The sequence below is a fragment of the Desertibacillus haloalkaliphilus genome (assembly GCF_019039105.1).
In the GTDB taxonomy this organism is placed as follows: Bacteria; Bacillota; Bacilli; order Bacillales; family KJ1-10-99; genus Desertibacillus; species Desertibacillus haloalkaliphilus.
Map to the genome: position 1 here is coordinate 129,660 of NZ_JAHPIV010000010.1, position 12,881 is coordinate 142,540.

17 protein-coding genes and 1 pseudogene are annotated in these 12,881 nt (G+C 36.7%); 11 read left to right on the top strand and 7 right to left on the bottom strand.

Annotated elements, in window-relative coordinates; genetic code table 11:
• Positions 1-30 precede the first annotated feature (30 nt).
• Positions 31-567, top strand: a complete 537-nt coding sequence (locus KH400_RS12765; protein WP_217225095.1) for a hypothetical protein — start codon at positions 31-33, stop codon at positions 565-567.
• Positions 568-932: 365 nt separating this feature from the next.
• Complete coding sequence (locus KH400_RS12770; protein WP_217225096.1) at positions 933-1,154, top strand: hypothetical protein; 222 nt, start codon at positions 933-935, stop codon at positions 1,152-1,154.
• A 279-nt stretch (positions 1,155-1,433) separates the two neighbouring features.
• On the opposite strand, the gene KH400_RS12775 is transcribed toward KH400_RS12770, so the two are convergent.
• On the bottom strand, positions 1,434-1,799 hold the full coding sequence (locus KH400_RS12775; protein WP_217225097.1) for a YhjD family protein: 366 nt from the start codon (positions 1,797-1,799) through the stop codon (positions 1,434-1,436).
• 134 nt (positions 1,800-1,933) lie between these two features.
• Here KH400_RS12775 and KH400_RS24085 point away from each other — a divergent pair.
• Positions 1,934-2,296, top strand: a pseudogene (locus KH400_RS24085) (helix-turn-helix transcriptional regulator); the annotation flags it as partial.
• Positions 2,297-2,428: 132 nt separating this feature from the next.
• On the opposite strand, the gene KH400_RS24090 reads toward KH400_RS24085, so the two are convergent.
• The 4 genes from KH400_RS24090 to KH400_RS12790 form a co-directional block, all read right to left on the bottom strand.
• On the bottom strand, positions 2,429-2,878 hold the full coding sequence (locus KH400_RS24090) for a ferritin-like domain-containing protein (protein ID WP_246589546.1): 450 nt from the start codon (positions 2,876-2,878) through the stop codon (positions 2,429-2,431).
• Positions 2,878-3,342 (bottom strand): ferritin-like domain-containing protein, encoded by a 465-nt coding sequence (locus KH400_RS24095; RefSeq protein ID WP_246589547.1) that lies wholly within the window; start codon positions 3,340-3,342, stop codon positions 2,878-2,880. Before KH400_RS24095 ends, KH400_RS24090 begins: the two co-directional genes overlap by 1 nt.
• A gap of 105 nt (positions 3,343-3,447) precedes the next feature.
• Positions 3,448-3,837 (bottom strand): DUF1259 domain-containing protein, encoded by a 390-nt coding sequence (locus tag KH400_RS12785; protein ID WP_217225099.1) that lies wholly within the window; start codon positions 3,835-3,837, stop codon positions 3,448-3,450.
• A gap of 412 nt (positions 3,838-4,249) precedes the next feature.
• A complete protein-coding gene (locus KH400_RS12790) occupies positions 4,250-4,747 on the bottom strand; it encodes a spore coat protein (RefSeq protein WP_217225101.1) in 498 nt (165 codons plus the stop codon).
• A gap of 236 nt (positions 4,748-4,983) precedes the next feature.
• On the opposite strand from KH400_RS12790, the gene KH400_RS26400 reads away from it, so the two are divergent.
• The 6 genes from KH400_RS26400 (at position 4,984) to KH400_RS12815 (ending at position 9,340) form a co-directional block, all read left to right on the top strand.
• The gene (locus KH400_RS26400) at positions 4,984-5,118 is read left to right on the top strand and encodes a hypothetical protein (RefSeq protein WP_312889162.1); all 135 of its coding nucleotides are present in this window, start codon (positions 4,984-4,986) and stop codon (positions 5,116-5,118) included.
• Between the two features lie 56 nt (positions 5,119-5,174).
• Positions 5,175-5,366, top strand: a complete 192-nt coding sequence (locus KH400_RS26405; RefSeq protein WP_312889170.1) for a hypothetical protein — start codon at positions 5,175-5,177, stop codon at positions 5,364-5,366.
• Between the two features lie 392 nt (positions 5,367-5,758).
• Complete coding sequence (locus KH400_RS12800) at positions 5,759-6,079, top strand: hypothetical protein (RefSeq protein ID WP_217225103.1); 321 nt, start codon at positions 5,759-5,761, stop codon at positions 6,077-6,079.
• Positions 6,080-6,670: 591 nt separating this feature from the next.
• Positions 6,671-6,775, top strand: a complete 105-nt coding sequence (locus tag KH400_RS12805; protein WP_217225183.1) for a YjcZ family sporulation protein — start codon at positions 6,671-6,673, stop codon at positions 6,773-6,775.
• 461 nt (positions 6,776-7,236) lie between these two features.
• Positions 7,237-8,154 carry a peptidase inhibitor family I36 protein gene (locus KH400_RS12810; RefSeq protein ID WP_217225104.1) on the top strand — a complete coding sequence of 306 codons (918 nt, stop codon included), beginning with the start codon at positions 7,237-7,239 and terminating at the stop codon, positions 8,152-8,154.
• Between the two features lie 571 nt (positions 8,155-8,725).
• Positions 8,726-9,340, top strand: a complete 615-nt coding sequence (locus KH400_RS12815) for a hypothetical protein (protein WP_217225105.1) — start codon at positions 8,726-8,728, stop codon at positions 9,338-9,340.
• Positions 9,341-9,592: 252 nt separating this feature from the next.
• Here the strand turns inward: KH400_RS12815 and KH400_RS12820 are convergent, their stop codons facing one another.
• The gene (locus KH400_RS12820; RefSeq protein ID WP_217225106.1) at positions 9,593-10,495 is read right to left on the bottom strand and encodes a LysM peptidoglycan-binding domain-containing protein; all 903 of its coding nucleotides are present in this window, start codon (positions 10,493-10,495) and stop codon (positions 9,593-9,595) included.
• A gap of 54 nt (positions 10,496-10,549) precedes the next feature.
• On the bottom strand, positions 10,550-11,260 hold the full coding sequence (locus KH400_RS12825; protein WP_217225107.1) for an SIMPL domain-containing protein: 711 nt from the start codon (positions 11,258-11,260) through the stop codon (positions 10,550-10,552).
• A 317-nt stretch (positions 11,261-11,577) separates the two neighbouring features.
• On the opposite strand from KH400_RS12825, the gene KH400_RS12830 reads away from it, so the two are divergent.
• Both KH400_RS12830 and KH400_RS12835 read left to right on the top strand, forming a co-directional pair.
• The gene (locus KH400_RS12830) at positions 11,578-12,009 is read left to right on the top strand and encodes a hypothetical protein (RefSeq protein ID WP_246589548.1); all 432 of its coding nucleotides are present in this window, start codon (positions 11,578-11,580) and stop codon (positions 12,007-12,009) included.
• A gap of 157 nt (positions 12,010-12,166) precedes the next feature.
• A complete protein-coding gene (locus KH400_RS12835; RefSeq protein WP_217225108.1) occupies positions 12,167-12,871 on the top strand; it encodes a vanadium-dependent haloperoxidase in 705 nt (234 codons plus the stop codon).
• Positions 12,872-12,881 lie beyond the last annotated feature (10 nt).

Below are 12,881 nucleotides of genomic sequence, written 5' to 3' on the forward strand. Positions count from 1 at the left end.
GCATAGTATGTAAGGGACGGAAGGGGAAATATGAAAATTAAATTATTTGCTATTGGTACTATACTTTTGTTACTTCTATCCGGATGCAATAATGAAAAAGAGTTTAATGAAATATTACAGGATGAACGAATACAATTATTGATTCATCAAGAGAAGGTGGATAATGGCGTTGTGCTATTCTATGTGCCTAACATTACTGGTGAAGGAGAAGATATAGAGGCAAGGCTTATTGAAAAAACACTCTTGGGTTGGGAAGCATCATTATTTCATAGAGGCGGAGGAAGTTCATTACATGCTATCCCTACTATTTTTCTGCCCAAAATGGGTGATAAATCTTTACTTTTTGGGTTTTATCCAAACAGCAATATTGATGAAATCAAAGTAGAATATAAACATGAGGATGTACTAAAAGAAGTTCAAGCCAAGGCAATAGAAAACAAGGAAAGACATATTTGGTTTGCATTTGTAAAACAGCCAAAAGTAAAAACGGTTTATACGATCAAAGGATTTTCTAATGGTGAATTGGTCGAGACTGTAAAAGAAGAATCAATGGGCATTTCTAATTAAAAAATAATGATAACGAGTAGAAATAGTGAAACAACAGGAACAGTCATAAAAGTGATTGTTCCTGTTTACTTTTGTTTAAGTGGGATATGGATTATTTAGATTAAGTATTTTTGGGTGGTGTTTTTTGATGAAAAGGAGTTTTATCTTTGTTATAACTTCGCTATTGTTAATGTTAAATACAGGTTGTGAAACAGAAAAACTTTCTAAAGAGGAGTATCAGATACAACTCGGTTCGTTATGGTGATAGTGAACATTGGAACCTAAGCGGGTATGAATTGAAAATTGAAGGTAACGAAATATTCGCTTGAAATGGGGAACTACAATATAAAGCGAAGGGGGATATAACCGATTATATTTCATTTAAAATGATTGCAATAATTAATGATGAAAAAGTTAAATTACAAGGGATGAAAATTGTTAGCTCGGTATCAAATTTTAACAATATAGAAACTGGTAGTGCTACACAGGAAATATCTATAATTATAGGGGAAGAAATAAGTCTTACAGATATAGATGATTATTATGGAGTTATAGAATGGATGTCAGCTGAGGGAGAAAGAAAGAGTGAAAAAATCAAGGCTTTTTAGATGAAAAAGGATTGTATTTCACTAATGGGTGCTTTACTAATAAATTCAAACGAAAACATACATCACAACTTTTTATTGACCTTTTCCTTATGAATTTTTCTTCTCCTGTCCCGCTCTATAATGAATACAATAAATTTTTCAATATCCTTGTCACCCAAGCCTTTTTGTTATAGTAACCGATGTTTGGATCGGGTCGATCGTTGTTACGTCCAAGGAGGTAATCGGTTGAACATGAAAGGCGTCAGCAAGCACGGCGTATTGTCAAATGGCCTTCCACCATTAACTCGCCGTGTGTTTGGATTGAATGTGAGAAAAATACTCACGCATCATGTTTTCGACATGCATTTTCATCGCCATCTGGAAGAAGTTGAATGAACTCTCATAGCCCCTTGAGAATGCCTTAAAAGCTGTGCTGCTTTCTTGATGCACTTTGATGCCGTGTTTGTGCATCTCTTGTTTTGTTTTCCGTAAATCAGCTGTGACTTGCTTAATGATCGTTTCAATGAATTCAATATATGGTTCGTTAATCTTGAACGTGGTTGATTGCTTAATAGATGCTAAATCGCGTTCAAGTACTTTTCTTAATAGTGGCAGGAAAATATACTTATGGACAATCGCTTGCTCTTGTTCATTTAAGTACGTCATCGAATCAACTCCACAGTAAAAGGTATACTTCTATTATATAAGAACGATTGTTCTGTTACAAGTTAACGAGTGAAAATCAATGAGCTGAGAAAAGAACATCCACCATACTAATAAATTGACATCAGCCTACATCAACATTAATTTGGAAGAACCTAATTATTAATGGTGTTCAATTAGAGTACGAACAGAAGGAAATGTTAAATTGGATACATACACATTTTGCTGAGAAAATTCTGTTAGACGATATTGCACGAGCTGGCGGGTTAAGTCGTTCTGAATGCTGTCGATATTTCAAACGAATTCTAAAAAAACACCTTTGAATTATGTAACTGATTATCGAATTCAAAAAAGCCTACTTTTATTACAACAATCAGAATCCAATGTCACTGATGTTGCGTATCAAGTAGGGTTTTAATAGTACAAGTTATTTCATTGAGAAATTCCGAGAGTCAATGAAGATGACACCATTAGCATACAAAAAATATAAAAATCGTTGAGGTTGCCAATGGTAATATGTATGTGGATAAATATAGAGATCATATTCATTCTCCAATTGATAAAGATTCATTCACCGTTATACGATAGTAAAGACACTATATTAAGAGGGACGATGAAATCGCCCCAAAAAATTAATTTCTAGCAAGCCCTCTTTCAAATACTGCTAGATGGTTTAAAGAGGCATTACGTAGTTGAGTAAACACAATTCTTACATCATTAGGGATGTTTAGTGATAAAAATCTTTCGTACATCGATATGTTTTCTATTTCTCCTTGAACACCTGCAGCATACGCAGCCTTTAGATTTTCTGGAGTTGTAACAAACGATTGTGAAATATCATCAGGTAATGGTATTTGATAGCGTTCAAAAAGTGGTAATAATGCACGAATATGCCTTTTTTCTGCTTCTCTAATTTGTACAAATGTCCGTATGTTACCAAAGGCTTCGATAATGTTGTTATATCTTGCTTGAGCCAAATATTCGTCTTGAAGGGCATAAGTCAACATTTGAGGTACGGACAACGAAGGAGCGTTTAAAGCCGCTTTAGCGCCATAGTCTTCGATTTGCCTATGGGTATGCATTACCTTTGGATCTTTCGAAAAAAAAAAAACAAAAACCAGACAGCGTGATTTTGTTCATCTCCTGCCGCGCGTCGAAACCTATCCTTTATTGTAGGATCTTGCGCTTTATCTGTTATATCTAAATAAAAATCTACAGCCTCTTGTTCATCTTTAAAGGCAAATTCAATGCCGGCTCTATAATCGTCTGGACAGTCCTCGATGATTTGATAAGATGGCTGTCTTCCTGTTAAATGAGTATAAATTCTACTAAATTCCTCAAGATGTCGTTTTTCATCTTTTTGAATTTCAAGTATTCTATCGCTTTCATCCTGTGTTGGTGCCATTTCGGCTAATTTCTCGTAACAAGCAACAGCACTATACTCGGCATTAATTGCTTTTTGGATATCATTTAACAGTTGAGTATCAGGTGCCGCCCGATAAAAATCATTATAGTATGGAACATAATATGGTTGATTTGAATACATAATTTTCCTCCCTTTTTAAACTTTCTACTTATTTAATTTTATGTGGTGGATATAGGTAGGTGTGCAGGTGAACTTATTTTATAGTATTGAAATGTATGTGAGGGGTTACTTGAGAACCTTAAGTGCTTCTGCAACTTTACGAGCAAAATTTAATGGTGGTTCAACAGATTGAAAGTGAATATAAAGAATATTTGGTTCGGTGAACAGCCAATGATTATGCAGTGCGCTAATGATTAAACCATTTCTAACTAAAATATTTGTAAATGCTGGAATTTCTTCTTCGAGTATGACTGTTTCACCAAGATTAAGTGCATGGCCGTCATAATCTAAGGATTCAAACGATATTTCTGCATGAAGTTCACTACGACTGGGACGACCTTGAATTGTAACATTTAGATTACGCTCTATTTCTACAGCGCAAACCCCATTGGTGATTTTTGGTTTCGCTTTTAGGATTTGACCGAATTGTTGGCAAAGTGTATGAACATTATGCATAGGAAAGCCCCTTTATTTCCAATTTATTTAATTTATGCTTTGGATAAAAGCTTAGTAACTTGTATTGCACATTTTGACATAAAGATTCTAATTCTAATACATATAAAACTAGTGTGAATTTAAAATCTGATTAAAAAAACTTTATGAGTATAATTTCGTTTTATTGGAAAATGGATATAGACTGTACTTATTAAACAGCATCTAAACTAGACCTAAAAGTTAGATTATATCTCTAACTTTTAGGTCTAGTTTTTTCATACGATTAGACCGTCTTTTTCTTTTCACTAGAGTGGCAGCCAAATGTCAGTAGCTTTTTTCTGGGAGCTCGTTAATAGATTGTTTTTGACGATTATTAATGGTAGGAAAAAAAGTAGCATTAGTGATTAGGTACTAATGCTACTCTTTTGCTTTTTTACATGGATAGCGCCCTTTGAGCCAATGTCATATCATTTTCTAATAGCTGTTTAAAGTCATACGAAGGGTAATAACTGTGTTCGTACATAAAGTTAAAGGCGTTTGCATGGGTATCAATCGCCTTCATCAAGTGGTTTGTTAATACCCGACGTAGGGCAGGAGTTGCTGTTTCAGTAATAGCAATCGAATAATTTCTAACGGACGTTTTTGCTAACGCAAGCAAGTCACCAGCAAAAAACGGCATCATGTCATGACGTTCATCCTCTTCTCTCGTCGGGCTTGGTGCCAAAGGGTAAAACTGTAACAACTCACGAATATTTTGGCTGATGCCATTAATTGTTTGTTGGTACAAATTTTTTAATTGAGGGTCTGTTATCTCAGGTAAAGCTTTTTTTAATTTGATAAGACCTATGGATTGAAAAGCAACCAACTCGTGAATTTCTAATGTTTCGTGCCAAGCAAGGTGTCGCGAGGAATGTCGATCAGTATGTTCCATATTTAAGCCTCCCTACCAATTTCATCTCTTTACCTTATTCAAGAAGCTAATGATTGGTAATTTGTCTATAATTAGACTTCCAATTAAATTTAAGTAAGGTAGTTAGGTTTACCATACGTTTAGGTAGATATATAAATTAAGTTTCGAAAACTTTATAATTTTTTGATGTAGAAAACCCACTCTTTTGTATGCTCGTTGCATAGGATATACGAAAAGTAGAATAAGGATGGTACTAAATGGGTCATATACCGATCACTGGATTAATCTTCTCTGATGGTGAAAGTTCTCTTCATTCATATCACCTTTATATTACTTGGGATGGCAAGCCCCTTCACACTCATGATCTTAACGGGGTTACGTCATTGATGTAGGTCATGATCATCGCTATGTTGCAACAACTGAACCCGCCCCAAGCGGTGTTCAGCACATTCATAACTTTAATACCTTTACCACGTTTGATAATGGTCATAAACATGGTATTCGGGGTGTTACAGGACCAACAATTTTTGTTCCGGCGGAGGACATTACCACGGATTCAGAGGAGTTACTTCGGTTGATGGTATGGTACCGCATAGATACAAATATGAAGGCAGAACAAGTTTGTAAATTAGTTAATTAATCCGACCTTAACAGTATAAATATGTCTGAAAAGGGGAGACAAAGGAAATAATGAAATATTTTTAGAAACTTGGGAACCGGGAGGTGAGGTGGAAAGGAGACCGGTATCCAGATAAAATGAAGAACGATCCTATTATATGCAGATATCTAAAATAAATGTACTTCCCGAATGGGAGCTGTTTACGGAAATAAATATTCAGGTGTTTCTTCATTATAATGTCTATGTTTATGAATATTTTTAAATAAAAAACTCTAAGCATAATTCGTTTTTAACTGTTTAATCTAATCATCTGAAAGGGTGATTCAAATGACAAAGAAGTTCTTTTAGTCGTTCTTTTAACATGTATATTATGCTTATCGGGCTTTAATAATAATCCAGAGGAATTAGAGATAATGTCTGTCATCCATACGATGGTTACTGCAATAAATGAACAAGATCCAGAGACCTATATAAGTGTTTTAAACGATTATTTCATATTAGTGACGTATGGTAGCAAGAAGTACATTAGACAGAATATAGATCAGATGGGGACTATAAATTCAGTAAGGTTACATGTTAAAGCTATTAGATCCTATTATTCGATTGTGGAATATAGGTTAAAATATACAGAAAAGGGCGGCCAAGAAATAAAATTTAAAGGTGAAATCATATTAGAGAGAACAAAAGATAATGAATGGAAAATTTATTTTGTTTCTGAGGAAATTGCAGAATAATCGATTTTATTAGGCGAAACAGGTACTCTACGGAGGCTGTTTCGCAGTGGACATACAACCTCAAACATTAACAGTAGTGTGATCCACTATAAAAGAAAAAAATATACCCAAAAACAGCTAACCGTTAAGTAAATACAACATACGCTAAAGTGTATTAACTAAAAGGAGCTGAATTTATGGATCATCGTTATTTGACTTCCCACCACGTAAACAACATATAAAATCCTCCAATGATTGTAATACATATGACTGCATGAAAAACCCTTACGTTTACGGCCCCTAATGCTGAGTATGATAAAAAAATTATTGTGAATAGATTATAGGCAGTCCACTGTAATAATAAAGTTTTACCTAGTAGACGCATAATAGTAAAAACCAGTATGTATAAATAAACCTCTCTTACATAATAGCTCAATCCTAATTTTTAGAGATAACTTTTAGCGTTCCGAAAATGAAGAGAGTCCCCAGCTAGACCTCGTTCCTAGTGATGTACAAACAGAAAGCTTATCAGGGACTAGTGAAATAATAGTGGAAAGACTGTAGATGAGGATATGGAAATTGACAATCGTGATTTTACTCAATTGGCCATTAATGAATTACAAGAAAGGTGGACACGGTTATGGAGCCGGTTTCGCATTAATCGTTGTTCTCTTTATTTTACTGATTATTGTCGGTGCCGCTTTCGTTGGATACTAGAATGATAAAAGCATTATTTATTAGGTAAGCAGGGGTCTATGATCCTTGCTTTTAAAGTTTTATGGCATTTTTATTCATACAGTTCTACCTCTAACACCTCTACATTTGATTTGATGTGACCGATTAATTGTATATTATTTTTTTGACAAGATGGACAAATCCAAGTTTCATTAAAGATAAAGCGCTCATTTATTAAAAAATTAAAACCACAGCTTTCATTTTCACACGAGATTACTTTCAATACTTTTACCGTCAATAAAATCACTTCCTAGTAGTCGAAATGTAAATGTTTTAACTTATTTTACCAAAATATTTTGAAATTTAATATAAAAAATTTAATTTCGAAAGTTAAAACTAACCACCACAGAACTTTTTTGTTCTATGAAATAAAGGAATTTCCCCCCATGTTAGTGAATATATTTTTCCTGAGTATAAAACAGAACGCTTGGGGGAGAAGGTTTATGAACACTTATTCAGATCGATCTCTACCGATTAAATCATTGGAGCTACTCACTGCAATCACTAATGGTAATGCAAATGTTGATGATTTGGCTGAGGAACTTGAACAACAGGGGTTGCCATTTTCATATTTAAAATTACGTAACAAGACTTCGCGTGAAATTATTTCTCAGAATGTCCAGAAAGTTCCAAAGGTACCGTTCATCTTAAATGGTACAATGTACGATCCGAAAGACATTACACGATTTAACGGGCAAGAGCTTCATTTTGTTAAACCACCATCTGGTGATCATTTGTTGGTCGTTGATAATGAAGGGTTGCTTAAAAGTTGGCTAAGGTTGGCGCATCACGAATTGCTTGGATATAATACAATGAGGCAGACAGTAGGAGTGCAAGCTTGGCCTAGTTCGCTTCACCCGAGTTTGATTCAGTATGCTACTCAACCTCAACCGGGTACTCCCGCAGTAGGAGTTCAAACTCATCCAGGTGCGTTTATAAATCCTTATCTCCAACACTATCTTTCTCAACCACAACAGCCTGGTGGTACACCGGCAGTAGGACCGCTTTTTGTGCCAGCAGGGCCAATTGGGCCTGGCCAACCGGGTGGACCAACACCAATAGTTGGTGGTGGCCATTCCCCGGCTCCCCCAAAAACTTATTTTTATGAACACATAAATTTTCAAGGTTCTAGACTAGAATTAAACCCGAACCGTGGATACTGGGATTTGACAAAAGTTCGAATGGGTATTTTTGGTAATTGGAACGATGAAATTTCCTCAGTCGCGTTGAGAGGCACTAGAGTTGCTGTATTACACGAGCACATTAACATGACAGGACAGAGTCTGACTCTGTTTACAGACAACACAAACTTACACAATGATGGATGGGGAGATCGCGCTTCATCAGTCGAAACTTGGTAGTCTGTTCTTCTGTTTGCCCGATTGGCCAGTTTGATGTGGAATATTAGAGCTGGTTTAGTTGAACTAAAAGAGAGGAAACATACTATCTTAGTTTCCAATAATTCTACAATATACATCATCAAAAGCTAAGAATACTAAATAAAGAGATCGGGACAAAACTAGTTAAAATATTGGCAATGGCTTCACTCGCCACATGCCCGTTGTGAGAAACCCACTCACACCGGGCTTTTAAAAGATAGTGGTGGTTACGGCTCATTGCTTCGAGGCTTGGACAAAAGGTAAAAACAACCTTTTGTCCAAGCCTCGTTTAATATTAGGTATTTAGTTACAACGTTAAGCCGATCAACATCCGCTGTAGTCAGGAATTTGTACTGAACCCGTTATTTATAGGTAGGGGGCTTTTTTTATTTTCCATAATTTTTTGAATGCTGATAATATGTCAATGATTTCCAACAAGCAATTAAATGTTTTGAGAATTCATAAAAGAAATAGGGGAATACTGGAACGATTTCAGGTATACACCCATACTATAACCTCGAAATCAACTTAACACCAAATTAGGAGGATTTACATGGATAATCATTTATATGAAACTGAAATGCCTGTTTCCGATTTTGAGATGAGTCTAGATCAACGTCAACAATTTGGGAGCTATCAACAAGGTAGTTATCTTCCAACAGGAGGGTTTACACCAGGTAGTTTCCCAACAGGGCCAGCTTTTCCAGGAACTCTTCCACCATTTGGTATGCAACCAGGCATGTACCCGCAGATACCAGGAAGAATACCAACGATCCCTGGAATGGGAGTATCTCCTACTATGATTCAGTCTTATGCGGCACAGTATGGGGGCCGTCCACCGACACAGCCGCCACAAGAAGCTGTAGCACTTGTTCAACAATTGAAGGCAAATCCGCAATTATTGCAAAGTGTAATGCAGGCTCGTCCAAGAAGTCTAACTCAATTGTATGCGATGATGGGTGCCGGTGCGCCGCGTTCTTCGGAGGAAAGAGGAATATGCCCACCGGGATGGGAGATTGTCTTCTATATTGGACCAGGTGGAATTCCGCAAGTTGATCTTGTGTTTAATATCTTACCGTTCTTCCTTCCAGGATTTGTTGTAGGGTTTGTTGCGCCATTCTTCTTCCTCCAAGTGATCACGGGCGTGCTGTTTGAAATTTGCCTATAGATAGAATAGTGTTTAGTTCTTTTAGTGTATGACCCTTTACCACTTCAAAATATAGATGTTTGTTTTTTCTCTTAAAAAATGCTAGGCTAATAAAATTCATAGTATCTATTTTTATTTGACTGATTTGAAAAGGCTACAAACAGTATTTGCGACTGTTTGTAGCCTTTTTATCATATTTAAATAATATTAGATTCCTAGCATTTAAACTGTATGCTATGTTTCCAGGGCTATTCTTGTTAAAACTTTAAATTTTTATATCATCCAAATGGCATTATGACCAACGCGAGGCATGAAACCAATCTTTCCTGATTGTACGATTTGTACATAATCAAAAAGTTGAATATCCCCTATCGGCCCTTCTTCTTGTGTTGGACTTGGTATGTTCCAACGAAGAGTAATTAAAGCGGTTCCCTTTGGTACTTTTGTAGTCGCAGAACTAGACTCGGGAGTATCGAGAATTAGATGGTCATTTGTCGTTACATGGTATCGTTTTGAACGGTACTGCTGAACAATCTGCGTACGAAGCAGCGCCAATCTAGCCATTTCAGAAACATGTGGATCACGATCATGTATGGCGACGTTGAGAACATCGTGTGCCTTGGCAGTTGCAATCCGTCCGAGACTAATTGCTGCATATTGACGTACGGGGTCGCAAGGATGTTTGATTAATTGAGATAAGTAAGGGATTGCAACATCACTCAGTGACTCCCAGTAAAAAGACCCAATATAATAAACACCATGAATAAGGAGCGGGTTCATGAGGTCGCAAGTGGCAGCTCCGCCCATCCGGTTCCACAATTGATAAAGTTGATTTGGTTCAGGTTGTTCGAGTAGAATTAGTAATTCTGTTCCTGGCATTATCAGAGCTTGATTAAATAGCTGGTTTGTTTTTATCAGGTGTTCAGTCGTTATGTTAAATTGGGATGCTAAACACTCTAGCGTATCACCGGGCTGGACAACATAATAGGGTTTGCCACCTGCCTTAGGTACGTCGACTCCTTCTTCTGGAATTATTAAAGGTGTTTCAACAAAAATTCTGTTTGGGTCACATATTACATTTGCCGATAAAATGGCTTGAATCGTACTTCCAAATTTTTGCGCAATAGCGGATATCGAGTCACCTGGCCTTACAATGTAAAGGATTTTCTTCGCCACCTTTCTTAATGATTGATAATAAACGAAAAAACGCGTAGTTTACTTTTAGCTTTTTTATGACATGACTCCGATTAAACTGACACGAAACTCAGCTTCAATTCTAGAGGTAATGGTTAATTCTCCGGGTTCAATCGGTGTAGGAGCAGCAGCAACAGCAGCATAAGCAAGTGGCTGTGGTGGTAAGAACCTCGGAGGAACGGAAATCTCATTTATTTTAAGCAGGACTGGGATTTTTTCTAGGCTGGGGGCTATATCTTTAGCTAGGACGCCTGCCTTTTCCTTAGCATCTTCAACGGCTAATGAGAGAGACTGACGATAGATTGTAGCTTGATTAGAAAGTGTAAAATCAATATTTGATACATAGTTTGCCCCTTGGGCTACAGCGGAATCAATGATTAAACCAGTATTATTAATATCATCAATAGTAACTTGAAGTAGGTGTCTAACTTCATAACCGCGAGGAATTTGTTTTCCATTTACATAGTCGTATTGTGGATTAATTGTATAACTACTAGTTTTAATTTTTTCTTTTGGGATGCCAAGGGTAGTAAGCTCATTAATAATAGCTGTTATCGTAGTATCATTTTCCGCTTGGATCGATTGTAAACTCATACCTTTTGTTATCACTCCGATGGTTACTTGTGCTTGATCGGGTTGAGCTGTAATTGTCCCTTCTCCAGTAACTTTAATGATCCGTTCTTGGGCATAAGGATCTGGAAGAACTCTTTTATGAAGTTGTGGAACCGTATGATAATAATACATCATTACTCACCTTCCAATACGATTTGACTTAATGCAACTAATGTATGATATGAACCTATAATTAAAATGTATAAGTAAATCACCTAAATCAACAGTTTTAAAAAATATAAAATTTTCACGAAGAAGGTTTGAGTAGTGAAGAAGGCTTGTTTGCTAATCTAGTAACAAGGCCTTTTTAATGTACAAAACAATAGAATTCTCAATTATAAAATTAGGCTCGTGTAGTAAGGGCATTCGCGGAGACCTAATTATTTTAACTGCCATAGAGATATCTAGACAATTTAATTAAAGGATATTTAACCATAAAGGAGAGTATACAAATGAGTTATAATCAATATCGTCAAGCTACGCCTCCTGGTATTGCCCATTTGGTTGATCCAGGAGCGGTTCAACCACAATTACCACCACCTGGGGGACCGGGTCCATTCCAACCATTTATCGACCCAGGAGCGGTTCAACCACAACTACCACCACCTGTGGGGCCAGGTCCATTTCAACCATTTATCGATCCAGGAGCGATTCAACCACCACCAATCATTCCACCGCCAATTCTTCCTCCACCACCCCCGCCAGTTGGAGGAGGTTGTGTGAATCAATGGGCGAGAATGCGCTTAAGAGATGGTAGAACAATTATGATGTTTGTTAGCTTTGTCGGACCGCGTTCTGTAGCTGGAAGGGCTTTTGTTCCAGGTGTTGGATGGTTGAACCATTTTGCAGTAGATTTAGATGAGGTTCTTGAGATGAGTTGTTAAACATTAGTAAACTGCTAATACTTCCTTCATTTTTTTCGGGATCCGACTATATACTTTTATTTCTTGTATACAGTCGGATTTCTGATTTTAGATTCTAGATAAATAGGTAATTAACGAGTATTATTTGTTGAAACTTAAAGAAAAGGGGGGATTATAGATGACTTATAGAAGGTGGTCACAACACCCTTACTTTGGGGAGGTGATGCCCCCTAAAGGTTCTCCGGAAGCAAGCGGTGGACCGATGTTTTTCTTTGTTAGGGATAGAAATAATCATTTTTTAGATCCTTTTGGTCGTCGGATTAACTGGAGAATTAAACACCCTAATGACATTAATTGGGAGAACGAGTTATTTATCGTTCAGCAAACATTACAATCACTAACCCCGCAACAAATTCAACTTGCTACTTATTGGGGAACAATGGAAATGACAAAGCGACTTTCACCATTAGTTTACCATTTAACCGAAAAATATCGACTAGATTCACCCCAGACTGCTAGAGTACTAGCATACTTTTATGCTGCTTTAAATGATACCTTTGTTATTACTTGGTATTTTAAATATCTTTGGGATGTAGCCCGTCCAAATCAATATGGGTTAAGCTTGCCTTATGTTTTACTGACCCCTCGGTTCCCGGCCTATCCTTCAGCACATGCTTCTTTGGCAGGTTGTGCAGAGGTAGTATTAAGTTATTACTTTCCACAAGAGTCTGCTGTAATTAAAAGGATCATGGAAGCGAGTGCGCAATCTCGCTTATACGCTGGCGTTCATTTTAAAGTTGACAACGATGAAGGTTTAAGGCTAGGAAGACAAATTGGAGAAATGATAGTCAATCTATTGAAAGCACAAAATATACCTCGCTAAACAATATAGG

Bases quoted from the DNA above. Each gene is read 5' to 3' on its own strand.
- KH400_RS26400 (WP_312889162.1), top strand. From the start codon at position 4,984: ATGGGTCATATACCGATCACTGGATTAATCTTCTCTGATGGTGAAAGT.
- KH400_RS12835 (WP_217225108.1), top strand. From the start codon at position 12,167: ATGACTTATAGAAGGTGGTCACAACACCCTTACTTTGGGGAGGTGATG.
- KH400_RS12830 (WP_246589548.1), top strand. From the start codon at position 11,578: ATGAGTTATAATCAATATCGTCAAGCTACGCCTCCTGGTATTGCCCAT.
- KH400_RS12785 (WP_217225099.1), bottom strand. From the start codon at position 3,837: ATGCATAATGTTCATACACTTTGCCAACAATTCGGTCAAATCCTAAAA.
- KH400_RS12765 (WP_217225095.1), top strand. From the start codon at position 31: ATGAAAATTAAATTATTTGCTATTGGTACTATACTTTTGTTACTTCTA.
- KH400_RS12825 (WP_217225107.1), bottom strand. From the start codon at position 11,260: ATGATGTATTATTATCATACGGTTCCACAACTTCATAAAAGAGTTCTT.
- KH400_RS24090 (WP_246589546.1), bottom strand. From the start codon at position 2,878: ATGCATACCCATAGGCAAATCGAAGACTATGGCGCTAAAGCGGCTTTA.
- KH400_RS12775 (WP_217225097.1), bottom strand. From the start codon at position 1,799: ATGACGTACTTAAATGAACAAGAGCAAGCGATTGTCCATAAGTATATT.
- KH400_RS12810 (WP_217225104.1), top strand. From the start codon at position 7,237: ATGAACACTTATTCAGATCGATCTCTACCGATTAAATCATTGGAGCTA.
- KH400_RS24095 (WP_246589547.1), bottom strand. From the start codon at position 3,342: ATGTATTCAAATCAACCATATTATGTTCCATACTATAATGATTTTTAT.
- KH400_RS12815 (WP_217225105.1), top strand. From the start codon at position 8,726: ATGGATAATCATTTATATGAAACTGAAATGCCTGTTTCCGATTTTGAG.
- KH400_RS12790 (WP_217225101.1), bottom strand. From the start codon at position 4,747: ATGGAACATACTGATCGACATTCCTCGCGACACCTTGCTTGGCACGAA.
- KH400_RS12770 (WP_217225096.1), top strand. From the start codon at position 933: ATGATTGCAATAATTAATGATGAAAAAGTTAAATTACAAGGGATGAAA.
- KH400_RS12800 (WP_217225103.1), top strand. From the start codon at position 5,759: ATGTCTGTCATCCATACGATGGTTACTGCAATAAATGAACAAGATCCA.
- KH400_RS12805 (WP_217225183.1), top strand. From the start codon at position 6,671: ATGAATTACAAGAAAGGTGGACACGGTTATGGAGCCGGTTTCGCATTA.